This is a genomic window from Klenkia sp. PcliD-1-E, assembly GCF_024124375.1.
GTDB lineage: Bacteria > Actinomycetota > Actinomycetes > Mycobacteriales > Geodermatophilaceae > Klenkia.
In genome coordinates this window covers 1-22,286 of the sequence record NZ_JAMXRZ010000071.1, presented here as the reverse complement: position 1 = coordinate 22,286, position 22,286 = coordinate 1, and the positions used below count along the sequence as shown (strand labels likewise).

Here is a 22,286-nt window from a genome sequence, read left to right as displayed (position 1 = left end):
CGCCGACGCGCGGCAGGGACGGCGGCGCACCCGCCGTCCGGCCCGCACCGCCACCACCGCCGGCCGCACCCCGCTGCTCACCGGGCGCGCGGTGCTGCTCGGTGTCCTCGTGCTCGTCCTGTTGCTGACCCTCGCCGGGCCGGTGCGCAGCTACGTCGCCGGCCGTCAGGAGCTCGCCGAGCTGGCCGCGGAGAACCAGGCCCTGTCCCTGCGCCAGCAGCAGTTGCAGGCGGAGCTGGACCGGCAGTCCGACCCGGCGTACGTGGTGCAGCAGGCCCGGGAGCGGCTGAACTTCGTGCTGCCCGGCGACCGGGTGGTGGTGGTCGCTGACGGCACCGTCACCGAGGGCGAGCAGCCCGCGCAGACCCCGGACGCCACCCAGGACGCGGCGCAGCCGCCCTGGTACGAGGGGCTGCTGGAGTCCATCGCCACCGCCGACGGCTGATGCCGGCACCCCGGCTGGAACAATCCGGCGGGTGAGCGAACCCGTCAGCGACCGCGACCGCGAGGTCGTCGCCCGCCAGCTGGGCCGGTCCCCGCGCGCCCTGGTGGGCGTGGCCCACCGGTGCCCGTGCGGCCAGCCCGACGTGGTGCAGACCGCGCCCCGGCTCGAGGACGGCACCCCGTTCCCGACGCTGTACTACCTGACCTGCCCCCGCGCCTCCGCCGCGGCCAGCCGGCTGGAGTCCGCCGGCGCGATGAAGCAGTGGCAGGCCGACCTCGCCACCGACCCCGAGCTCGCCGCCGCCTACACCCGGGCGCACGAGTCCTTCCTGGCCACCCGCGACGCCGTCGACGTGCTGCCCACCCGGGCCAGCGCGGGTGGCATGCCCGACCGGGTGAAGTGCCTGCACGCGCTCGCCGCGCACTCCCTCGCCGCGGGGCCCGGGGTCAACCCGGTCGGGGACCGGGCACTGGCCGGGATGGGGGAGTGGTGGCGACACGGTCCCTGCGCCCTGCCGACCGACCAGGAGGGGTCCGCGTGACCCGGGTCGCGGCCGTGGACTGCGGCACCAACTCGCTGCGCCTGCTCGTCGCCGACGTCGGTCCGGCCGGCGGGCCGGTCGAGGTGCTGCGCCGGATGGAGGTGGTCCGGCTGGGCCAGGGCGTGGACGCCACGGGCCGGCTGGCGCCCGAGGCGGTCGAGCGCGCCCGCACGGTGCTCACCGAGTACGCGGCGCAGGCCCGGGAGCTGGGTGTCGAGCGGACCCGGATGGTGGCGACCAGCGCCAGCCGCGACGCCGAGAACCGGGCCGACTTCGAGGGCATGGTGCAGTCGGTGCTGGGTCAGCTGCCCGACGTCGTGCCGGGGCTGGAGGAGGCCGCGCTGTCCTTCGCCGGCGCCACCGGGTCGCTCGCCGCGGCCGCCGCGGCGCACGGCACGGCCGCGCCCGCGCCGCCCTGGCTGGTCGTGGACATCGGCGGCGGGTCGACCGAGTTCGTGCTCGGGGACGCCGACGGCGTGCGGGCGGCCCGGTCGGTGGACATCGGCTGCGTCCGGCTGACCGAGCGGCACCTGCACGGCGACCCGCCGACGCCCGACGAGGTCCAGCGCGCCGAGTCCGACATCCGGGCCGCCCTCGCCCAGGTCGTCGCCGAGGTCCCGGTGCACGAGGCGGCCACCCTGGTCGGCCTCGCCGGGTCGGTGACCACGGTCGCCGCGCTCGCCCTCGGCCTGCCGGCCTACGACGCGGAGGTCATCCACGGCTCCCGCATCCCGGTCGGCGCCGTCCGGTCGGTCACCGCCGGTCTGCTGACCGCCACCCGGGCCCGGCGCGCCGCGTTGCCGGTCATGCACCCCGGCCGGGTCGACGTGATCGGCGGCGGGTCGCTGGTGCTGCGGGTGGTGATGGACGCCTTCGCGGTCGACGAGGTGGTCGTCAGCGAGCACGACATCCTGGACGGGATCGCCCTCAGCCTGCGCTGAGGTCAGGCGGCGCTGTCGGCGTTGGCCCCGGCCGGGTACTTGCCGGTCAGCGCGGTGTAGGCCTTCGCGGCCCCGCGCGCGGCGAACAACCGGCCGAAGGCCACCAGGACACCGGACACCGCGGCCCAGGCCAGCGCGTCGCCCCAGCTCACCCCGGGCACGTCGGGGTTCTTCGGCGGCGGCGTCCCCCGGACGGCGATCCACGCCTGGTCGGCGACCTTCTTGACCACGATGCCGGTCGGGACGGCCAGTGCCGGGCCCAGCAGCTTGTACAGCGCCGGGGTCTTCACCTTCTGCTTCTTCGCCACCGGGGGATCATCGCCCGGGCGGCTGTGCTCTGCTGGGTGGATGGCGCGCGATGCCGACGGCTACCCCGTCACCCGCACCCCGGCCGGCGTCGTGCGGGCGGCCCGGTCGGCACCGGACCTCCCGTCGGTCGACGAGCGCGTGTGCGGCTGCCGGGCCTGCCCCCGCCTGGTGCGCTGGCGCGAGGAGGTCGCCGTCACCAGGCGGGCGGCCTTCCGCGACCAGGTCTACTGGGGCCGGCCGGTGCCGGGGCTCGGCCCGGCCGACGCCCGGATCGCCGTCGTCGGGCTCGCGCCGGCCGCGCACGGCGGCAACCGGACCGGGCGGGTCTTCACCGGCGACCGGTCCGGGGACTGGATCTTCGCCGCGCTGTGGCGGGCGGGCCTGGCCAACCAGCCGACGTCGGTGGCCGCCGACGACGGCCTGGAGCTGACCGGGTGCCGAGTGGTCGCGGCGGTGCGGTGCGCGCCACCGGACAACGCGCCGACGCCGGCCGAGCGGGACACCTGCTCGCCCTGGCTGGCCCGGGAGCTCGCGCTGCTGCCGCAGCTGCGCGTGGCCCTGGTGCTCGGTGGGTTCGGCTGGTCCGCGCTGCTGCCCGTGCTCGCGGCGGCCGGCTACCCGCTGCCCCGGCCCCGACCCCGGTTCGGCCACGGCGCCGAGGTCACCCTGGACGGGCCCCGGGGACCGCTGACCCTGCTCGGCAGCTACCACGTCAGCCAGCAGAACACCTTTACCGGCCGGCTCACCGAGCCCATGCTGGACGCGGTGGTCGGTCGGGCCGTCGAGCTCGCCGGGCAGGATGGGGCCGGGCCCCCGTAGCCCAACCGGCAGAGGCAGGCCCCTTAAAAGGGTCCGAGTGTGGGTTCGAGCCCCACCGGGGGCACCGACGACCACGACCGGGTGACGCCCAGGGAACCCCCAGGAACTGATCCGGGAGCACCGGCGTTGTCACCGATGAGTGGGTGGGCTCCGTGCCCGCCCACGCACCCGACCGAGTCACCTCGAGGAGATGACGATGCCCAGCAGCAACCCGGCTTTCAGCCGGGGCTTCCCCGGCGCCCCCAACGGCCCGGGTGCCCAGTCCGGCAACCAGGGCTACGCGCAGCCGGGCCCGCAGCAGTACGGGGCACCGCAGCCGTGGGGCCAGCAGGCCCCGCAGCAGTCGCCGTACCAGCAGAACCCGTACGCGGCCACCGGCCAGCAGTACATGACGATGGACGACGTCGTCAGCAAGACCGGGATCTCGTTCCTGGTCACCGTGCTGGCCGCCGCCGCCATCTGGGCCGTCCCCGGCCAGGCCGCGATGGGGCTGGCCCTGCCGGCCGTCCTGGTCGCGTTCGTCGTCGGCCTGGTGATCTCGTTCAAGCAGATCGCCAACCCGGTCGCGACGCTGGCCTACGCCGCCCTCATGGGTGTCGGCGTCGGGGCGATCAGCGAGGCGTTCAACGCCTACTACCCGGGCATCGTCACGCAGGCGGTCATCGGCACGTTCGGCGTCTTCTTCGGCATGCTGGTGGTCTACAAGACCGGCGCCATCCGGGTCACCCCGAAGCTCACCCGCTGGATCGTCGGCGCGATGTTCGGTGTGCTGGCCCTGATGCTGGTCAACCTCGTCGCCGCCCTGATCGGTGGCGGTGACGGCCTGGGCCTGCGCTCCGGCGGCCCGGTCGCGATCGTCTTCAGCCTCGTCGTCATCGGTGTCGCGGCGTTCTCGCTGCTGCTCGATTTCGACATGGCCGACGAGGCCATCCGCCGCGGCGTGCAGCCCAAGGTCGCCTGGTACATCGCCTTCGGCCTGCTGGTCACGGTCATCTGGCTGTACCTGGAGATCCTGCGCCTGCTCAGCTACTTCCGCGAGTAGCCGCACCCGCACGAACGCACCGAGGCCCGGTCCCCGTCAGGGGGCCGGGCCTCGGTCCGTCTCGGGGGCGGGTCAGCTCAGGCGCTCGAGCACCATCGCCATGCCCATGCCGCCGCCCACGCACATGGTCTCCAGGCCGAACGTGCCGTCGGTGGAGCGCAGGCCGTTGAGCAGCGTGCCGGTGATCCGGGCACCGGTCATGCCGAACGGGTGGCCGACGGCGATCGCGCCGCCGTGCACGTTCAGCTTGTCGATGTCGATGCCCAGGTCGCGGTAGCTCGGGATCACCTGCGCCGCGAAGGCCTCGTTGATCTCCACGAGGTCCATGTCGTCGATGGTCATCCCGGCCCGGGCCAGCGCCTGCTTCGACGCCTCGACCGGGCCGTAGCCCATGATCTCCGGCGACAGGCCGGTGACGCCGGTGGACACGATCCGGGCCAGCGGGGTGATGCCCAGCTCGGCGGCCTTGGTGTCGCTCATGACCACCAGCGCCGCGGCGCCGTCGTTGAGCGGGCAGGCGTTGCCCGCGGTGACCCGGCCGTCGGGCCGGAAGACCGGCTTGAGGCCGGAGATGCCCTCCAGGGTGGTGCCCGCGCGCGGGCCGTCGTCCGCGCTGACGACGGTGCCGTCGGGGGTGGTGACCGGGGTGATCTCCCGCTCCCAGAAACCGTCGGCGATGGCCTTCTCGGCCAGGTTCTGCGACCGGACGGCGAACTCGTCCATCTCCTGGCGGGACACGTCCTTCAGCAGCGCCAGGTTCTCCGCGGTCTGCCCCATCGCGATGTAGACGTCGGGGATGCCGCCGTCCTCGCGCGGGTCGGTCCAGGAGTCCGCGCCGTTCTCGGCCACCTGCGCGACCTGCGCCTTGCGATCGGCGAACACCGGGTTCTCGGTGTCGGGCAGGCCGTCGGAGTTGCCCTTGGCGAACCGGGACACCATCTCGACGCCGGCGGAGACGAACACGTCGCCCTCGCCGGCCTTGATGGCGTGCATCGCCATCCGGGTGGTCTGCAGCGACGACGAGCAGTAACGGGTGATCGTCGTCCCGGGCAGGTGGTCCATGCCGAGCAGCACGGAGACGACCCGGCCCATGTTGAAGCCCTGCTCGCCTCCCGGCAGGCCGCAGCCCAGCACCAGGTCCGAGATGTCGCGGGGGTCCAGCGAGGGCACCTGGTCCAGCGCGGCTCGGACGATGGTCGCGGTCAGGTCGTCGGGGCGCAGGTCCTTCAGCGACCCCTTGAACGCTCGGCCGATCGGGGAGCGGGCGGCGGCGACGATGACGGCTTCGGGCACGGGGACCTCCACGGTGAGGGCGCCACCCGCGTGGTGGCGTCGGGTCTGCCGCCGAACGTACCCCGGGGGTTACCGATCGGTAGGGCCGGTGGTGGCCACCGCGGCGACGTCGGGCAGGTCCTGCGGGCGCCGGCGGCGCAGCAGCGCCCACGGCCCGCGCGGGCCGGCGTCGGATCCGTCGACCGACGCCGGCTGGACCTCGGTGCCGGGCCGGCCGGCGGCGCTGGCGGCCGCACGGGCGATCGGGCGGACGCTGTCGCGGCGCAGGCTGCGCAACCCGCGGTCGGCCGCGGCGGGCCAGACCCCGATCGCGTCGGCGACCGAGGGCAGGATGCAGGCCGCCGCGGCGGCGTAGCCGGCTGCCGACGGGTGGAACTCGTCGGGGGAGAACATCGTCCGGTCGCGGGCGAAGGTGGGGCCCAGCAGCGAGCCCAGGGAGACGGTGCGGCCGCCCTCGGCGACCACGGCCATCGTCTGCGCGGCGGCCAGCTGCCGGCTCCACCGCCGGCCCAGGGTGCGCAGCGGCTGGGCCACGGGGCGGATGGTGCCCAGGTCCGGGCAGGTGCCGACGACCACCTCGCACCCCGCCTCGCGCAGCCGGCGGACGGCGGCGGCGAGGTCGCGCACGGCGTGGGCGGGCTTGGCGCGGGCGGTGACGTCGTTGGCGCCGATCATGATCATCGCGACGTCGGGCGCGGCAGGCAGCACCCGCTCCACCTGCTCGGCCAGGTGCTCCGAGCGCGCCCCCGACACCGCCGCCTTGACCAGCTGGACCGGTCGTTCGGCGAGCTCGGCGAGGGCGGAGGCGACCAGGACGCCGGGCGTCCGGTCGGCCCGGTCGACACCGAGCCCCACCGCGCTGGAGTCCCCGAGCACGGCCAGCACCACGGGCGCACCCCGGTAGTGCCCGTAGCGGCCCTCGCCCGTGGGCGGGTCGGCCTTGGCCGTCCGGGACTCGACCCGGCGCCGGGCCCGGCGGGCCTCCTCGCGCAGCAACGTGGCCAGACCGGCGCCGACGACGCCGAGACCGCCTCCGCCGTACGCGGCTGCCGTGGCGAGACGTCGTGCCCTGCTCGCCCGGCTCACTCGCCACCGCCTCCGTCGTCCCGTCGTGGTGCGCCGGTCCTCCGGCCCGCCGGCCGAGGCTAACCCCGCCGGGTGCACCCGTGGCCGACGGCCCCCGTGCCGGTCACCTGATCGGCAGGTCCAGCACCATGCCCAGGTGGATGCCCACCGGGGGCATGTCGTAGGGCGGGCTGACCACGGTGAACCCGATCTTCTCGTAGAACCCGACGGCCGCCTCGCGGGCGTCGCACCACACGAGGTCGGCACCCGCCCGGGCGATCTGCACCAGGCCCTCGGCGACCAGCGCGCGGCCGGCCCCGAGGCCGCGGACATCGGGGTCGGTGGCCATCCCGCGCAGCTGCCAGGCGTACTCGGTGTCCCGCCACGGGCACACCTGCGGGTGGAACCGGACGACGCCGACAACCCGGCCCTCGTCGGTCACCGCGGCCAGGTGCACGGTCGAGGGCGCCTCGTCGCCGGTGATCTGGACGGCGCGGCCCTGGCGCAGCACCCGGGACCGCAACTCGTAGGTCGCCTCCGGCTCGACGCGCTCGACCCTGACCGTGCTCACCCGGGCAGTCTCCCCCAGCGCGCCCGGCGCCCCCGGCAGAAGGCCCCCGGCGCCCAACGGCTACGCCGCCCCCTACGGGCGCGCAGCAGAAGGACCCGGCGCCCCCCGACCCACGCTCCGCGCGGGCCGGCACCCTGCGCCGCGCCTAACGGCTACGCCGCCCCCTACGGGCGCGCAGGTAATCTGCGACCACGTACTCGCCGAGGCGGTCGCCATCGGGCAGGAACACCCGCCCGCCGGCGCGGGCGGTGATGTCGTGCACGAACCGCACCAGCGCCGGCTCCGGGTCCAGGGCGAACACGTTCATGGTCGCCCCCGACCGGGCGACCCGCTCCACCTCGGCGACGGTCTTGGCGATCGTCTGCGGCATCGGCGGCCAGCAGAAGTAGGGCGTGCCGTCGTCCTCCAGGTGCGCGGTGGGCTCGCCGTCGGTGACCACCAGCACGACGGGTTCGGCGTCGTGGTGCCTGGCCAGGAAACGGCGGGCCAGCATGAGCCCGTGCTGCAGGTTGGTGCCCTGCAGGGTGTCCACGCTCAGCTCGGCGAGGGTCTCCGGGCGCAGCACCTGCGCGGTGGAGGCGAACCCGATGATCTCGATGGCGTCCTGCGGGAAGCGGGTGGTCACCAGCGAGTGCAGGGCCATCGCCGTCGACTTCGCCGCGCCCCACGTGCCGCGCAGCGCCATCGAGTACGACAGGTCGACCAGCAGCGCGACCGCGGCGCCGGTGCGGCGCTCGGTCTCCACCACCTCGAAGTCCTCCACCGCGATCCGCACCCGGCGGTCGCCGTCCGGGGTGGGGTCGCCGGCCGTGCGCAGCACGGCGTTGCGCACGGTGCGGACGACGTCCAGCGGCTGCTCGTCGCCGAAGCGCCACTCGCGGCTGGCCCCGGTCAGCTCACCGGTCGCACCGGCGTCGGCGACGTCGTGCTCCCCGCGCCCGGTGGCGTCCAGCTGCGCGAACACCCGGCGCAGCGCCGTGGCGCCCAGCCGGCGCACCGCCTTGGGCGAGAGCTCGAGCTTGCCCTCGGTGCGGGTGAGGTGCCCCTGCCGCTCGAGCTCGCGCTCGAGCTGGCGCAGCGCCGCGAGGTCGTCGACGCCCGAGCGGCCCAGCGCCCGCTCGACCAGCTCCTCGTCGACGTCGGCCAGGCTGGCGCCGGCGTAGCCCTGGGAGAGCTGGTTGGACAGCGCCTCCAGGTCGGCCAGCTCCGCCACCGCCGTCGTGGCGTCGCCCAGCCCCAGCCCCTCGGCGCCGTCGGGCACCGGGCCGGGCCGACCCCAGGGCAGGTCGGGGCGGGCCTGCCGGAGGGCGTCGTTCAGGTGCGCCATCTCGCTGGCCAGGCCCATGTCCTGCATCGCCTGGCCCATCAGCTCACCCAGCTCGGCCCGCTGCTCGGGCGAGAGGCCGGCCATCATGCGCTGCTGCGCGGCTGCCCGCCGGGCGAGGGAGTCGACCAGCTCGTCCACGGTCTGCGGGTCGTCCGGGAAGAACTGCCCGTGCTGGTCCATGAAGTCGGCGAACTGCTGGTCGGTGTCCTCGCCGCGGTTGTGCGAGTCCAGCAGGGCAGACAGGTCGGCGACCATGTCCTTGACCGCCTGGTTGCCGTCCTCGCCGGCGGCGTTCATCTGCTGCAGCGCCTGCTTCATGTGCTGGAACTGGCTGTCCAGCACCTCCTTCTGCAGCAGGTCCTGGATCTGCCGGTAGGCCTGCGCCGCCTCCGGGGAACGCCACTGCTTGTCCTTGAGCGCCCGCACCGCACCCGCGGTGTCCTGCGGCAGCGCGTCGAGCTCGGCCTCGGCGAGCCGGGCGGCGTCGTCGGGGTCGGGGAACAGCTCGCGCCGCTCGGCCTCCAGGGCCTTGTCCAGCAGCTCCCGGACCTCCTGCAGCGTGCCGTCCATCGCGCCGGCCCTGCGGGCCTCCCGCAGCCGGTCGCGCACCGACCGGCGCAGGTCGTCCAGCCCGCGCCGGCCGTCCAGGCCCCGGCGGAGCAGGTCGCGCAGCGCCTCGCGGACGCTGCTGCCGGCCAGCACCTGGTCGCCGATCGCGTCGACGGCGTCACCCAGGTCGTAGGGCGGGGCGAGCGGGTCGGCCCCGCCGCGCCAGCGCCCGTAGCGGTACCCGCGTCGTCCCCGGGGCACCGTCAGCTCCCGTAGACCGTGCGGTTGCCGTCGGTGTCCTTGGCCAACCGGCGGGTCAGCCAGAGGCCCTCGAGCGCGAACTCGACGGCCGCGGCGGCCTGCTCCGCGGACTCCTCGCCCTCGGGGACGCCGAGGCGGCCCAGCAGCTGGGCCAGGTTGGGCACCGTGCCGACCTGACCCATGAGCTCGGGCGCACTGACCAGGTCGCCGGACTCCACGACCTCGCCGCCGGCGAAGTGCTCCTGCAGCCCGGTCAGGTCCAGCCCGCCGCAGCGGGCCCGGAAGGTCTGCGCGGTGGCCTGCCGGAGCAGGTGCTCGAGCACCTCGAGCTCGCGCTCGTCCTCGGGGTCGGAGCCGGCGTCGGCGAACTCGACCTTGCCGCGGCTGGCCGGGACGACGGCGGGCAGGTCGACCACCCGGGCGACCGGGCGGGCCTCGCCGGCCACGGCGGCCCGGCGGACGGCGGAGGCCGCGATGGTCTCCAGCCCTGCGATGGCGAACCGGGCGCTGACGCCCGAGCGCTGGTCGACCTGGCTGGACTCGCGCACCAACCGGGTGAACCGGGCCATGATCTCGACCAGGTGCGCCGGGACCAGTGGGGTGTCCAGGGCGTCCCCGCCCAGCCAGCTGGTCTGCGCCTCCTGGTGCAGCAGCCGGATCTCGTCGGCGAGCTCGATCGGGTAGTGCGTGCGGACCTCGGTGCCGAAGCGGTCCTTGAGCGGGGTGATGATCCGCCCGCGGTTGGTGTAGTCCTCGGGGTTGGCGCTGGCGACCAGCAGCAGGTCCAGCGGCAGCCGTACCCGGTAGCCGCGGATCTGGATGTCGCGCTCCTCGAGCACGTTGAGCAGCGCGACCTGGATCCGCTCGGCCAGGTCGGGCAGCTCGTTGATGCTGAAGATGCCGCGGTTGGTGCGGGGGACCAGGCCGTAGTGCACGGTCTCGGGGTCGCCCAGCGTGCGACCCTCGGCCACCTTGATCGGGTCGACGTCGCCGATGAGGTCGCCGACGCTGGTGTCGGGGGTGGCCAGCTTCTCGCCGAACCGGTCGCTGCGGTGCAGCCAGCCGACCGGGGTGGCGTCGCCGTGCTCGGCGATCTGCCGGTGGGCCCAGACGCTGACCGGGGCCAGCGGGTGCTCGTTGAGCTCGCTGCCGACCAGCACCGGCGTCCACTCGTCGAGCAGGCCGACCAGGGTGCGGATGAGGCGGGTCTTGCCCTGGCCGCGCTCGCCGAGCAGGACCAGGTCGTGGCCGGCGATCAGCGCCCGCTCGACCTCGGGCAGCACGGTGTCGTCGAAGCCGACGATGCCGGGCAGGGTGGTCGCGCCGGCCGCGAGGCGGGCGAGCAGGTTCTTCCGTAGTTCGGCCTTGACGCCGATGGGGGTGGCACCGCTGGCGCGCAGCTCGCCGAGGGTCGTGGGTGCGGGGGTCTCCGTCACCCCACTCACGGTACGACGGCGGTGCGACATCCGGGGGTGCCCGCGGACCGGGTGCCAGGATCGGGGGGTGAGCGAACCCGCCGTCCCCCTCGTCACCGGCGCCGAGGTCGAGGCCGCCGCCGCGCTGCTGTCCGGGGTCGTGCGGCGCACCCCGCTGGAGCACTCCCGTGCGCTGGCCGAGCGCGTGGGCGGGCCGGTGTGGTTGAAGTGCGAGAACCTGCAGCGCACCGGGTCGTTCAAGATCCGCGGCGCCTACACCCGCATCGCCCGGTTGACCGGCGCGGAGCGGGCTGCCGGGGTGGTCGCCGCCAGCGCCGGCAACCACGCCCAGGGGGTGGCGCTGGCCGCCCGCGAGCTCGGTGCTGCGGCGACGGTGTTCATGCCCGAGTCCGCACCGCTGCCCAAGCTCGCCGCCACCCGCGGGTACGGCGCGGTGGTGCACCAGCTCGGGGACTCCCTCACCGCACCCCTCGTCGCGGCCAGGGAGTTCGCCGACCGCACCGGCTCGGTGTTCATCCACCCGTTCGACCACCCCGACGTCATCGCCGGGCAGGGCACCGTGGGCCTGGAGGTGCTCGACCAGTGCCCCGACGTCGCCACCGTGGTGGTGTGCACCGGTGGCGGCGGGCTGGTGGCCGGGATCGCCGCCGCGGTCAAGGCGCGTCGACCCGACGTCCGGGTGGTCGCCGTGCAGGCGGAGATGGCCGCGGCGTTCCCGGCGTCGCTGGCGGCCGGGGTCCCGGTACCACTGGCCATGATGTCGACGATGGCCGACGGGATCGCCGTCGCCGCGCCCGGCGACCTGACCCTGGCCCACGTCGCCGGGCTGGTCGACGAGGTCCGCACCGTCAGCGAGGACGAGCTGTCCCGGGCACTGCTGTTCTGCCTGGAGCGGGCCAAGCTCGTCGTCGAGCCGGCCGGGGTCGCCGCGGTGGCCGCCGTGCTGGCCGACCCCGGGGCGTTCGCCGCCCCGGTCGTGGCCGTGGTGTCCGGCGGCAACATCGACCCCGTGCTGATGCTCAAGGTGGTGCAGCACGGCATGTCCGCCGCCGGCCGTTACCTCTCGCTGCGCGTCCGGGTACCCGACCGGCCCGGTTCCCTGGCCGGGCTGCTGCGCGAGCTCGCGGCGGTGTCGGCGAACGTGCTCTCGGTGGAGCACGAGCGGACGACGGCGCAGCTGGACCTCGGCGAGGTGGAGATCGCCGTCGTGCTGGAGACACGCGGCCCCGACCACGCCCGCGAGGTCGTCGGCGCGCTCGAGCGGGAGGGGTACGCGGTCACCTCCGGCTGAGCGATGAGTCCTGCGCGCCGCGGCGGTCCCCCTGACGATCCTGGTGACCAGGGACCGGAGCAGGTGGGAGCGGACGTGCACGAGATCTGTCGGTGGCTGGCCCTACGGTGCCGGTCATGAGCGACGCCGTGGTGGTCGAGGGGCTGGTCAAGAAGTTCGGCGACTTCACCGCGTTGAACGGGGTCGACCTGACCGTCGCCCGCGGCACGGTGCTGGGCCTGCTGGGCCCCAACGGGGCGGGCAAGACCACGGTGGTGCGCATCCTGTCCACGCTGCTGCGGCCCGACGGCGGCCGGGCGGAGATCACCGGCCTCGACGTGGTCAGCCAGGCCGACCGGGTGCGCTCGGTGATCGGGCTGACCGGGCAGTACGCCGCGGTCGACGAGTACCTCACCGGTGAGGAGAACCTGGAGATGGTCGGCCGGCTCTACCGGCTGGGCACGAAGGAGTCCAGGGCGCGGGCCGGCCAGCTGCTGGAGCGGTTCGACCTCACCGACGCCGCCCGCCGGCCGGCCAAGACCTACTCCGGCGGCATGCGCCGCCGGCTCGACATCGCCGCCTCGCTCATCGCCCGCCCGCAGGTCCTCTTCCTCGACGAGCCCACCACCGGCCTCGACCCGCGCAGCCGCCTGGGCATGTGGGAGTTCATCGCCGACCTGGTCAGCGACGGCACGACGATCCTGCTGACCACCCAGTACCTGGAGGAGGCCGACCGGCTGGCCGACCGGATGGTCGTCATCGACCGCGGCAGCGTCATCGCCCGTGGCACCGCCGACGAGCTCAAGGCCCAGGTCGGCGGGGAGCGGCTGGAGCTCACCGTCGGCTCGGTGGACGGGCTGGCCCGCGCCGCCGAGCTGCTGCGGCCGCTGGCCGTGGACGACGCGCAGCGCGACGAGCAGACCCGGCGGCTCACCCTCCCGGTCAAGGGCGGCGCGGCCACCCTGGCCGAGGCGCTGCGGCTGCTCGAGGGCAGCGGCGTCGAACTGCTCGACGTCGGCCTGCGCAGGCCCGACCTCGACGACGTCTTCCTCACCCTGACCGGCCACTCGGCCGACGACGCCGATCCCGACTCCGCCACCGAGGAGCAGGCCCGATGAGCGCGCTGTCCCACACGCTGTCCGACAGCGTGGTCATCACCCGCCGCAACCTGATCAAGGTCAAGCGGGTGCCGGACCTGATCGTGTTCGCCACGCTGTCGCCGATCATGTTCGTGCTGCTGTTCCGCTACGTCTTCGGCGGCGCCATCGGCGGCCTGCCCGACGGGATCAGCTACGCGGAGTTCCTGCTCCCGGGCATCTTCGCCCAGACCGTGGTCTTCGGGTCCACCACCACGGGCGCGAGCATCGCCGAGGACCTGCAGAAGGGCCTGGTCGACCGGTTCCGGTCACTGCCGATGTCCCGGTCGGCCGTGCTCATCGGCCGCACCGTCGCCGACCTGGGCCTCAACGCCATCTCGATCCTGGTGATGGCCCTGACCGGCCTGGTCGTGGGGTGGCGGATCACCAGCTCGCCGCTGGAGGCGGTGGCCGGCTTCCTCGTCCTGCTGGTCTTCGCCTTCGCGGTCAGCTGGATGATGGCGCTGGTCGGGCTGCTGGTCCGCACGCCCGAGGTGGTCAACAACGCCAGCTTCATCGTGATCTTCCCGCTGACCTTCGTGGCCAACACCTTCGTGCCGCTGGAGACCTTCCCGTCGGTGCTGCGCACCTTCGCCGAGTGGAACCCGGTCTCGGCGGTCGTGCAGGCCGCCCGGGAGCTGTTCGGCAACCAGCCGGCCAGCGCCCCGGTGCCCGACGTCTGGTCGCTGCAGCACCCCGCGCTGTACACGCTGATCTGGGCGGCCGTGATCCTGGCGGTCTTCGTGCCGCTGGCCGTGCGGGCCTACCTGCGCACCGCCACCCGCTGACCCCACCGCGGCCCGCCCACCCGACGGCCTGCGATGCGGCAGGCGGAGACTGGGCGGTGATGAGCACGCCCGCGGCCGAGCCCGCCCCCACCGCCCTGTCCGCCGACAACCCGCTGGCCGACGTCTCGCCGCTGCCGCACCGGCTGCCGCCCTTCCCCGACCTGACCCTCGAGCACTGCCGCGAGGCGCTGCTGGTCGGCATGGCGCAGCAGCGGGCGGAGGTGGCGGCCATCGTCGGCGACGAGGAGCCGGCCACCTTCGAGAACACGGTCGTGGCGATGGAGCGGTCCGGGGCGTTGCTGCGCCGGGCGCAGGCGGTGTTCTACGCGCTGTCGTCGTCGAACTCCTCCGACCGGCTGCGCGAGATCGAGCGCGAGGTCGCCCCGCTGGCCGCTGCCCACTCCGACGCGCTCCGTCTGGACCCGCAGCTGTTCGCCCGGATCGACGCCGTCCACGACCGGGTGCGGTCCGGCGACCACGGCCTGGACCCCGAGGCCGTGCGCCTGGTCGAGCGCTACCACCTGGACTTCGTGCTCTCCGGCGCCCGGCTCGACGACGCCGGCCGGGAACGGCTTCGCGAGCTCAACCAGCAGCTGTCCCGGCTGTCGACCACGTTCGGGCAGAACCTGGTGGTCGCCACCGAGGCCGCGGCGGTGCTGGTGACCGACCGGGCCCAGCTGGCCGGCCTCTCCGACGCCGAGGTCGAGGCGGCCGGGGTCGCCGCCACCGACCGCGGGCGCGAGGGCTACCTGCTCACCCTCGTGCTGCCCTCGGGCCAGCCCGCGATGGCCAAGCTGCACGACCGCGAGCTGCGCCGCCGGCTGCACGAGGCCTCGGTGACCCGGGCGTCGTCCGGGGAGCACGACAACGGGCCGGTCGCCGCCGAGATCGCGCACCTGCGGGCGGTCCGCGCCCGGCTGCTCGGGTTCGACACCCACGCCGACCTGGTCGCCGCCGACCAGACCGCCCGGACCTCGGCGGCCGTGGACGAGCTGCTGTCCACCCTGGTCGCCCCGGCGGTGCGCAACGCCCGCGCCGAGGGCGAGGTGCTCGGTGAGCTGGCCGCCGCCGACGGCGTCGAGCTCGCCCCGTGGGACTGGGCGTACTACAGCGAGCAGGTGCGCCGGGACCGCTACGCCGTCGACACCACCGCGCTGCGGCCCTGGTTCGAGCTGGACCGGGTGCTGGTCGACGGCGTCTTCCACGCCGCCCGGCTGCTCTACGGGTACACCTTCACCCCCCGGCCGGACCTGCCGGGGTACCACCCCGACGTCCGGGTGTGGGAGGTCGCCGACGCCGCGGGGGAGCCGGTCGGTCTGTACCTGGGTGACTTCTTCGCCCGCGACGGGAAGCGCGGCGGGGCGTGGATGAGCTCGTTCGTGACCCAGTCCCGGCTGATGGGCACCACGCCGGTGGTCTTCAACGTCATGAACGTGACCCGCGCGGCGGCCGGCCGGCCCACGCTGCTGACCCTGGACGAGGTCACGACCCTGTTCCACGAGTTCGGGCACACCCTGCACGGGCTGTCCTCCGCTGTGACCTACCCGCGGTTCTCCGGCACCAGCGTGCCGCGGGACTTCGTGGAGTTCCCGAGCCAGGTCAACGAGATGTGGGCGCTGTGGCCCGAGGTGCTCGACCACTACGCGCGGCACGCCGACAGCGGTGAGCCGCTGGCCCGCGAGGTCGTGGCGGCCATCGAGGCCGCGGCGCTGTGGGGCGAGGGGCAGGCCACGCTGGAGTACCTGGCCGCCACGCTGCTCGACCAGGCCTGGCACCGGATCGGCCCGGACACCGTGGTCGAGGACCCGCTGGCCTTCGAGGCGGCGGCCCTGCAGGAGGCCGGCGTGGCCTACGACCTGGTCCCGCCGCGGTACCGGACGACGTACTTCCAGCACGTGTTCTCCGGCGGGTACGCGGCCGGCTACTACTCCTACATCTGGTCGGAGGTCCTCGACGCCGACACCGTGGAGTGGTTCAAGGCCAACGGCGGGCTGACCCGGGCCAACGGCGCCGCGTTCCGGGACAAGCTGCTCTCCCGCGGCGGCTCGGTCGACCCGATCGGGGCCTTCCGCGACGTCGTGGGCCACGACCCCGACCCGGCCCCGCTCCTGGCCCGCCGCGGCCTGGGGTAGCACGGGCGGAGCCCTGGTCGCCGCCGGTGCGGGGGACGGAGTCCTCCCGCCGGTGGCGATCGGACGCGCTCGTCGTAGCTGGATCGGTACGTGGCCGCGGTGCGGTCCGGAGGATCGCCGTCTCAGAGCCAGGGCAGGGCGAGCACCAGGTCCAGGTCGTCGGGGGACTCGCCGTCACGGACGAGGCGGTTGGGCTGGCGGTGGCCGCACGTGGTGCACCGGTGCACCACCTGCCAGCCCTTGCCCGACTTCTCGACCAGCCCGATCGGCTGCATGGCCTGCCGGCAGGTCGACGCCCGGTCCCCGGGCACGATGTCCACGTGCAGCGACCACAGGCAGAACGGGCAGTGGTTGCGGTAGTGCCCGTCGGTGTTCGCGGGGACGGTGCGGGCGCAGTGCACGCAGGCGAAGGTCGTGTTCTCCCGCCGACGCGAACGACCCCGGGGGCGCTGGCCCCCGGGGTCGTCGACGTCGTGCTCGTCCAGCGTGCGCCTCAGGGCACGAAGGGCTCGACGGCGAGCACCTTGACGGTGATCTCCTTGCCGTTGGGCGCGGTGTAGGTGACCGAGCTGCCCGGCTTGGCGCCCATGATGGCCGAGCCCAGCGCGGACTCCGGGGAGTACACCGACAGCTCCGTGGTGCCGGCGATCTCGCGGGAACCCAGCAGGAACTTCTCGGTGTCGTCCTCGTCGCCGTCGAAGGCGATGGTGATGACGGTGCCGAGGGCGGCGTCGGTGGCGGTCTTCGGGGGTTCGCCGACCCGGGCCTTGCGCAGCAGGTCGGTCAGCTGGCGGATGCGACCCTCCTGCTTGCCCTGCTCGTCCTTGGCCGCGTGGTAGCCGCCGTTCTCCTTGAGGTCGCCCTCCTCGCGGCGGGCGTTGATCTCGGCAGCCATGGCGGGCCGCCCGGCGACCAGCTCGTCGAGCTCGGCCTTCAACCGGTCGTGGGCTTCCTGGGTCAGCCAGATGCCCTGGTCCTGCTCGTCGGTCGTGGACACGATCACGGCTCCTACAACTCAAGAGCCGCCCCCCGGTGAGGGGAGCGGCTGCGGTCGAACGGCCAAGCTAACACCCCGCTGTGGGCCGGCGCACCTGCAGCGGGACCCGGGGGCGGCGCCGTCCCCCTCGCCCGGGTGGGACCATGGGGACGTGACCCACGCCGACCAGCTGCGCCTGCTCGCGGTGCACGCCCACCCCGACGACGAGTCCAGCAAGGGTGCGGCCACCATGGCCAAGTACGTGCACGAGGGCGTCGACGTCCTCGTGGCCACCTGCACCGGGGGCGAGCGCGGCTCCGTGCTCAACCCGGCGATGGACCGGCCCGACGTCCTCGAGCGGCTGCCGGAGATCCGCGCGGCCGAGATGGCCGCGGCCCGCGAGGTCCTCGGTGTCGGGCAGGAGTGGCTCGGCTTCGTCGACTCGGGTCTGCCCGAGGGTGACCCGCTGCCGCCGCTTCCCGAGGGCTGCTTCGCCCTGGTGCCCACCGAGGAGGCCGCGGCCCCGCTGGTCGCGCTCATCCGCCGGTTCCGTCCGCAGGTGATGACCACCTACGACGAGCGCGGCGGGTACCCGCACCCCGACCACATCAAGACCCACGAGGTCTCGGTGCACGCCTTCGAGGCCGCGGGTGACCCCGAGCGCTACCCCGACCTCGGCGAGCCGTGGCAGGTCAGCAAGCTGTACTACAACATGAGCTTCACGCTGCCCCGCACGAAGGCCATCCACGAGGCGATGCTGGCTGCGGGCCTGGAGTCCCCCTACGCCGAGATGCTGGCGAACTGGGACCCGGCCAAGGACATCTCCCACCGGGTGACCACCCGGGTGCCCTGCGGGGAGTACTTCGGCATCCGCGACCGGGCACTCATCGCGCACGCCACCCAGATCGACCCCACCGGTCGCTGGTTCTCCACCCCGATGGACCTGCAGCAGCGGGTGTGGCCGACCGAGGACTTCGAGCTGGCCCGCTCGCTGGTCGACAGCACCCTGCCCGAGGACGACCTGTTCGCCGGCATCCGCAGCGAGGTGACGGTCCCGTGACCGCCGGTCTCCTGGTCCTGGCCGCCGACCAGCAGCTGCCCGAGGACGTCGGCAAGTCCGGCCCGCTCGGTCTGCTGCTCACCGTCGTCCTGCTGGTCGCGATCCTGGTGCTGGGCCGATCGATGGGCAAGCACCTCAAGCGGGTGCCGCGCAGCTTCGAGCCCGAGCCGCCCGCGGTCGTCGTCCCCGACGACGCCTCGGAGCTGTTCCAGCCGCGGCCCGGCGACCAGCTGCTGGAGACCCTGCGCCGGCAGCCCCGGGCCATCGAGCCGCCGCGGCGTACCGACCCGGACGAGGGGTCGGCCACAGCTCCCTGAGGCGTGGCTCACAGCCAGGCCCCATGATCGCGTCGTGGCCGCGCGCAAGGACGACGAGCAGCACCCACCCGGCTTCGGCCGACTCGGCACCCGGGTGCTCGAGTACGCCGAGAACGTCGTCTACGCCGGCATCGCGCTGTTCCTGGTCGTCACCGCCCTGGTGCTGCTGGTGCTGGCCGGGAAGAGCACCTGGACGCTGATCAGCGACGTCAGCGAGACCCCGGTGCTCGAGCTGCTCGACGTCCTGCTGCTGGTGTTCATCGTCGTCGAGCTGCTGTTCGCCGTCCGGACGACGGTCGAGAAGCGCGAGCTGATCGCCGAGCCGTTCCTGCTCGTCGGGATCATCGCCTCGATCAAGGAGATCGTGGTGCTCAGCGTCGAGGCCGCGGGCGCCGTGGGGACGGGTGGGTTCGCCGACCGCATCGTCGAGATCGGCGTGCTGGGCGTGCTGGTCCTGCTGCTCGGCGTCACCTCGCTGCTGCTCCGGCGCAAGGAGCGCGAGCCCGACGAGGGCGAGAACGTCGCGGCCGACCCGGAGCGCGCCGCCGGGTGAACCTGGTGCTTCCTGCATTACATGATTACTGTGTTGCGCAGCAGGACCCGATCCGCGGGCCCTCCGTACGACAGGAGAGCGCCATGCGTCCCCCCTTCACCCCCCACCCCCACCACCGCGGTGGTCCCTTCGCCGACGCCTTCGCCGGTGGCGGCCGCGGCTTCCCCGGCCGCGGCGGCGGGCGCCGCGGGCCCGGCGGCCCCGGTCGCGGACGCGGTGCCGACGCCCCGCCGCCGGTCGACCGCGCCGAAGTGGCCGGCTGGTTCGCCGGCCGGCTGCCCGACGCCTGGACGGCGGCCGCCCCGGAGCTGACCGTCGACCGGGACGAGATCACCGTGGTGGTCACCGTGCCCGCACCCGAGGGCACCGACGACGCCGCCGCGGCGGCGGCCGGCCGCATCGCCCGGTTCCGGGAGGACACCCGGGCCCAGCGGGTCGAGATCGCCGCGGCCGCGCAGGAGCGCTTCGGGCGCACGGTCTCCTGGGGCGCCACCTGCGGGGAGGTCACCGAGCTGTTCACCACGGTGTCGGCCCCGGTGATGACCCGGCTGCGGCAGAGCGAGCGGCTGGTCCTGGACACCCTCGTCGACGCCGGGGTCGCCCGCTCGCGCAGCGACGCCCTGGTCTGGTCGGTGCGGCTGGTCGGCCAGCACGCCGACGAGTGGCTGACCCAGCTCCGAGCGGCCATGGCCTCGGTCGAGGAGGTGCGGGCCCAGGGCCCGCAGCTCGGCTGAGCGGAGTGCAGGCTGCGGGGTCTCCTCGCGGCCTGCACTCCGTCGCGCACCAGGGACACTGGTGGCGTGAGCAGCACCGAGAGCACCGACGTCCTCGTCGTGGGCGCCGGCCCCGCCGGATCCGCGGCGGCCGCCTGGGCCGCCCGCGCCGGGCACGACGTCGTCCTCGCCGACGCCGCCACCTTCCCCCGCGACAAGACCTGCGGCGACGGTCTCACCCCGCGGGCGGTCGCCGAGCTCGACCAGCTCGGCCTGGGGGAGTGGGTGCGCTCGCACGGCACCAACCGGGGTCTGCGGGCCGCCGGGTTCGGGCAGGAACTGCTGCTGCCCTGGCCCGGCGGCTCGCTGCCCGACCGGGGCAGCGCCGTCCCGCGCACCGAGCTCGACGCCCGCATCCGGCAGGTCGCCCTCGACGACGGCGCGGGGGGCATGCAGGGGGCCCGCGCGGTCGACGTCGAGCGCGACGGCGACCGGGTCACCGCCGTCCGGTTCGCCGACGGCCGCACCGTCTCATGCCGCCGGCTCGTCGTCGCCGACGGCGTCCGCTCGCCGCTGGGCCGGGTGCTCGGGCGGGAGTGGCACCGCGAGACCGCCTACGGCGTGGCCGCCCGCGGCTACGTGGCCAGCGGCCGCAGCGACGACCCGTGGATCTCCAGCCACCTGGAGCTGCGCGGCACCGAGGGCGAGCTGCTGAGCGGCTACGGCTGGGTCTTCCCGCTCTCGGACGGTGAGGTCAACATCGGCGTCGGCACGCTGGCCACCGCGAAGCGGCCCGCCGGCGTGCAGCTCAAGCCGCTGCTGCAGTACTACACCGACAGCCGCCGCGAGGAGTGGCAGCTGACCGGCGACGTCCGGGCCCCGGCGTCGGCGCTGCTGCCGATGGGCGGGGCGGTGTCGGGGGTGGCCGGCCGCAACTGGGCGCTGGTGGGTGACGCCGCCGGCTGCGTCAACCCGCTCAACGGCGAGGGCATCGACTACGGCATGGAGACCGGCCGCACCCTGGCCGGCCTGCTCGACGAGGCCGACTGGACGCTGGCGTGGCCGGCGACCCTGCGACGGCACTACGGCGAGGCGTTCTCCATCGCCCGCCGGCTCGCGGGCCTGCTCACCGTGCCCCGGCTGCTGCCCGCCGCCGGCCCGGTCGGCATGCGCTCGCGGGCGCTGATGACGGTGGCGCTGCGGGTGATGGGCAACTTGGTCACCGAGTCCGACCGCGACGTGGTCGCCCGGGCGTGGCGGCTGGCCGGCCGGCTCAGCGTGCGGCTGGATGACCGGCCGCCCTTCCCCGCCGCGGACGTGGCAGTCCGGTGAGCCCGCCCGGTCACGGGCCGGGCGCACCACCGCGCCGGTGGACGACGCGGTGGCTGCCGCGCTCCCTGCGCGCCCGGTCCGCGCTGTCCTCGGCCCTGGTCTGCGCCGTGCTGGTCGTGGGCGTGGGTCTTGGCGCGGTGCACCTGCTGGATGCCCGCCTCGACACCCGCGTGGCCGACGCCCTGCTCGACCGTCTCTCGCAGGCCCGGCTGGCGGTGTCGGATGGCCCCCTCGACGGGCTCCCCGGGCCGACCCGGTCCGACGGGGTGCTGCCCTCCGCCGAGCAGCTGACCCAGGTCGTCGACGGCACCGGCGCCCTGGTGCTGAGCCTGCCCGCGGGGATCCCGGCCCTGCTGGACGCCGACCAGGTGGCGGCCGCACGGACCGGCGTGGTGCGTACGCAGGTGGTCGGGCCGGGGCTGCAGTCGACCTCCGTCGCGGCCGGCCCGGCGACGACGCGGGACGGGGACGACGTCGTCGTGGTGGTCGGCGCCTCCCTCACCCCGAACCGCACCGCGGTGCAGGAGGCGCGTGCCCTGGTGCTGCTGGCCGCGGTGCCGGCCGCGCTGCTCGGCGGCCTCGGGGCGTGGCTGCTGGCCGGCGCCGCCCTGCGTCCGGTGGAACGCGTCCGGCGGGCCGCCGAGCAGGTGCGGGTGCGCGACGAGGACGTCGGGCTGTGGATCCCGCCGACCGGGGACGAGCTGGAACGGCTGACCCGCACGCTGGACGCGCTGGTCCGGCAGCTGCACGCCGCGCTGCGCGAGCGGCAGGACCAGTTGGCCGACGTCGCGCACGAGCTGCGCACCCCGTTGGGCGCGCTGGGTGTCGAGCTCGAGCTGCTGGAGGCCCGGGCTCGCGACGACGGGTGGGCGGGCCTGCCCGGGTTGCTGGCGACCCGCGCGTCGATGGACCGGTTGGCCGCGCTCGTCGAGCGTCTGCTGCTGCTCGGGGCCGGGGACCGCGGGGCCGACCTGCTGCACCTGACGGTCTGCGAACCGGCCGACCTCGTCGCGGAGGCCGCCGAGCGGGGGACGCGGGCGGCAGCCGGCACCGGGGTGCGGGTGGTCGCCCGGGAGCCCGACGGCGACCTCCCCGCGCTGGTCTGCGACCGCACCCGGGTCGGTCAGATCCTGGACAACCTGGTCGCCAACGCGGTCGCGGTGCTGCGCGACGGCGGGTGCGTCGAGCTCGGGGTGACCTCGGTGGGGGGCGACGTCGTCCTCGAGGTGGCCGACGACGGGCCGGGGTTCGGCGACGTCCCCCCGGAGGAGGTGTTCACCCGCTTCCGCCGCGGCGGGTCCTCCCGCCGGCCCGGGGACGGCGGGATGGGCCTGGGGCTGGCGATCGTGCGGGAGCTCGCGCGGGCGCACGACGGCGACGCAGTGGCCGGGCGTGCCGCCACCGGCGGCG

Annotated in this window: 23 protein-coding genes and 1 tRNA gene; 16 read left to right on the top strand and 8 right to left on the bottom strand. The window is 74.8% G+C overall.

What is annotated here, in order from left to right:
* The 3 genes from NH342_RS14595 to NH342_RS14585 all read left to right on the top strand — a co-directional run.
* On the top strand, positions 1-445 hold a 445-nt coding region (locus tag NH342_RS14595), incomplete at its 5' end, for a septum formation initiator family protein (RefSeq protein WP_253015606.1).
* A gap of 31 nt (positions 446-476) precedes the next feature.
* On the top strand, positions 477-986 hold the full coding sequence (locus tag NH342_RS14590) for a DUF501 domain-containing protein (RefSeq protein ID WP_253015605.1): 510 nt from the start codon (positions 477-479) through the stop codon (positions 984-986).
* Positions 983-1,927, top strand: coding sequence for a Ppx/GppA phosphatase family protein (locus tag NH342_RS14585; RefSeq protein WP_253015604.1), 945 nt, complete (start codon positions 983-985; stop codon positions 1,925-1,927). The genes NH342_RS14590 and NH342_RS14585 overlap by 4 nt, the downstream gene beginning before the upstream one ends.
* A gap of 2 nt (positions 1,928-1,929) precedes the next feature.
* Here the strand turns inward: NH342_RS14585 and NH342_RS14580 are convergent, their stop codons facing one another.
* Entirely contained in the window at positions 1,930-2,235 is a 306-nt protein-coding gene (locus tag NH342_RS14580; protein ID WP_253015603.1) for a DUF4235 domain-containing protein, read from the bottom strand.
* A 40-nt stretch (positions 2,236-2,275) separates the two neighbouring features.
* On the opposite strand from NH342_RS14580, the gene NH342_RS14575 reads away from it, so the two are divergent.
* From NH342_RS14575 to NH342_RS14565, 3 genes are all read left to right on the top strand, one after another.
* Positions 2,276-3,055 carry a uracil-DNA glycosylase gene (locus NH342_RS14575; RefSeq protein WP_253015602.1) on the top strand — a complete coding sequence of 260 codons (780 nt, stop codon included), beginning with the start codon at positions 2,276-2,278 and terminating at the stop codon, positions 3,053-3,055.
* Positions 3,046-3,119 (top strand) — tRNA-Leu (locus NH342_RS14570). Before NH342_RS14575 ends, NH342_RS14570 begins: the two co-directional genes overlap by 10 nt.
* Before the next feature lie 132 nt (positions 3,120-3,251).
* Positions 3,252-4,097, top strand: coding sequence for a Bax inhibitor-1/YccA family protein (locus NH342_RS14565; protein ID WP_253015601.1), 846 nt, complete (start codon positions 3,252-3,254; stop codon positions 4,095-4,097).
* Between the two features lie 72 nt (positions 4,098-4,169).
* On the opposite strand, the gene NH342_RS14560 is transcribed toward NH342_RS14565, so the two are convergent.
* The 5 genes from NH342_RS14560 to NH342_RS14540 form a co-directional block, all read right to left on the bottom strand.
* Complete coding sequence (locus NH342_RS14560; protein ID WP_253015600.1) at positions 4,170-5,390, bottom strand: acetyl-CoA C-acetyltransferase; 1,221 nt, start codon at positions 5,388-5,390, stop codon at positions 4,170-4,172.
* A gap of 69 nt (positions 5,391-5,459) precedes the next feature.
* On the bottom strand, positions 5,460-6,476 hold the full coding sequence (locus NH342_RS14555) for an SGNH/GDSL hydrolase family protein (protein WP_253015599.1): 1,017 nt from the start codon (positions 6,474-6,476) through the stop codon (positions 5,460-5,462).
* 103 nt (positions 6,477-6,579) lie between these two features.
* Positions 6,580-7,026: a GNAT family N-acetyltransferase gene (locus NH342_RS14550; RefSeq protein ID WP_253015598.1), complete on the bottom strand. Its 447-nt coding sequence runs from the start codon at positions 7,024-7,026 to the stop codon at positions 6,580-6,582.
* A gap of 145 nt (positions 7,027-7,171) precedes the next feature.
* Positions 7,172-9,163 carry a VWA domain-containing protein gene (locus tag NH342_RS14545; protein WP_253015597.1) on the bottom strand — a complete coding sequence of 664 codons (1,992 nt, stop codon included), beginning with the start codon at positions 9,161-9,163 and terminating at the stop codon, positions 7,172-7,174.
* 2 nt (positions 9,164-9,165) lie between these two features.
* Positions 9,166-10,599, bottom strand: coding sequence for a sigma 54-interacting transcriptional regulator (locus tag NH342_RS14540; RefSeq protein ID WP_253015596.1), 1,434 nt, complete (start codon positions 10,597-10,599; stop codon positions 9,166-9,168).
* A 67-nt stretch (positions 10,600-10,666) separates the two neighbouring features.
* On the opposite strand from NH342_RS14540, the gene ilvA reads away from it, so the two are divergent.
* The 4 genes from ilvA to NH342_RS14520 all read left to right on the top strand — a co-directional run bounded on the left by ilvA (position 10,667) and on the right by NH342_RS14520 (position 15,925).
* Positions 10,667-11,890: a threonine ammonia-lyase gene (gene ilvA, locus NH342_RS14535; RefSeq protein ID WP_253015595.1), complete on the top strand. Its 1,224-nt coding sequence runs from the start codon at positions 10,667-10,669 to the stop codon at positions 11,888-11,890.
* 116 nt (positions 11,891-12,006) lie between these two features.
* Positions 12,007-12,987, top strand: coding sequence for an ATP-binding cassette domain-containing protein (locus tag NH342_RS14530; protein ID WP_253015594.1), 981 nt, complete (start codon positions 12,007-12,009; stop codon positions 12,985-12,987).
* Positions 12,984-13,793: an ABC transporter permease gene (locus NH342_RS14525; RefSeq protein ID WP_253015593.1), complete on the top strand. Its 810-nt coding sequence runs from the start codon at positions 12,984-12,986 to the stop codon at positions 13,791-13,793. The genes NH342_RS14530 and NH342_RS14525 overlap by 4 nt, the downstream gene beginning before the upstream one ends.
* Before the next feature lie 59 nt (positions 13,794-13,852).
* Entirely contained in the window at positions 13,853-15,925 is a 2,073-nt protein-coding gene (locus tag NH342_RS14520; protein WP_253015592.1) for a M3 family metallopeptidase, read from the top strand.
* 122 nt (positions 15,926-16,047) lie between these two features.
* Here NH342_RS14520 and NH342_RS14515 read toward each other — a convergent pair whose 3' ends face one another.
* Both NH342_RS14515 and greA read right to left on the bottom strand, forming a co-directional pair.
* On the bottom strand, positions 16,048-16,410 hold the full coding sequence (locus NH342_RS14515; protein ID WP_256480370.1) for an RNHCP domain-containing protein: 363 nt from the start codon (positions 16,408-16,410) through the stop codon (positions 16,048-16,050).
* 8 nt (positions 16,411-16,418) lie between these two features.
* A complete protein-coding gene (greA, locus tag NH342_RS14510; protein ID WP_253015590.1) occupies positions 16,419-16,922 on the bottom strand; it encodes a transcription elongation factor GreA in 504 nt (167 codons plus the stop codon).
* A gap of 151 nt (positions 16,923-17,073) precedes the next feature.
* Here greA and mca point away from each other — a divergent pair, with 151 nt between their 5' ends.
* The 6 genes from mca to NH342_RS24260 all read left to right on the top strand — a co-directional run.
* Complete coding sequence (gene mca / locus NH342_RS14505) at positions 17,074-17,961, top strand: mycothiol conjugate amidase Mca (RefSeq protein ID WP_253015589.1); 888 nt, start codon at positions 17,074-17,076, stop codon at positions 17,959-17,961.
* Positions 17,958-18,278, top strand: a complete 321-nt coding sequence (locus NH342_RS14500) for a hypothetical protein (protein ID WP_253015588.1) — start codon at positions 17,958-17,960, stop codon at positions 18,276-18,278. Before mca ends, NH342_RS14500 begins: the two co-directional genes overlap by 4 nt.
* 34 nt (positions 18,279-18,312) lie before the next feature.
* Positions 18,313-18,831: a phosphate-starvation-inducible PsiE family protein gene (locus NH342_RS14495; protein ID WP_253015587.1), complete on the top strand. Its 519-nt coding sequence runs from the start codon at positions 18,313-18,315 to the stop codon at positions 18,829-18,831.
* Between the two features lie 83 nt (positions 18,832-18,914).
* On the top strand, positions 18,915-19,565 hold the full coding sequence (locus tag NH342_RS14490; RefSeq protein ID WP_253015586.1) for a hypothetical protein: 651 nt from the start codon (positions 18,915-18,917) through the stop codon (positions 19,563-19,565).
* Positions 19,566-19,631: 66 nt separating this feature from the next.
* Complete coding sequence (locus NH342_RS14485; RefSeq protein ID WP_253015585.1) at positions 19,632-20,876, top strand: geranylgeranyl reductase family protein; 1,245 nt, start codon at positions 19,632-19,634, stop codon at positions 20,874-20,876.
* Positions 20,873-22,286, top strand: a 1,414-nt coding sequence (locus tag NH342_RS24260; RefSeq protein ID WP_253015584.1) for a HAMP domain-containing sensor histidine kinase, incomplete at its 3' end; no start/stop codon positions are given. The genes NH342_RS14485 and NH342_RS24260, both read left to right, overlap by 4 nt.

Excerpts from the sequence above, each read along its gene's own strand:
- NH342_RS14575 (WP_253015602.1), top strand. The coding sequence starts at position 2,276 with ATGGCGCGCGATGCCGACGGCTACCCCGTCACCCGCACCCCGGCCGGC.
- NH342_RS14525 (WP_253015593.1), top strand. The coding sequence starts at position 12,984 with ATGAGCGCGCTGTCCCACACGCTGTCCGACAGCGTGGTCATCACCCGC.
- NH342_RS14490 (WP_253015586.1), top strand. The coding sequence starts at position 18,915 with ATGCGTCCCCCCTTCACCCCCCACCCCCACCACCGCGGTGGTCCCTTC.
- NH342_RS14530 (WP_253015594.1), top strand. The coding sequence starts at position 12,007 with ATGAGCGACGCCGTGGTGGTCGAGGGGCTGGTCAAGAAGTTCGGCGAC.
- NH342_RS14520 (WP_253015592.1), top strand. The coding sequence starts at position 13,853 with ATGAGCACGCCCGCGGCCGAGCCCGCCCCCACCGCCCTGTCCGCCGAC.
- NH342_RS14565 (WP_253015601.1), top strand. The coding sequence starts at position 3,252 with ATGCCCAGCAGCAACCCGGCTTTCAGCCGGGGCTTCCCCGGCGCCCCC.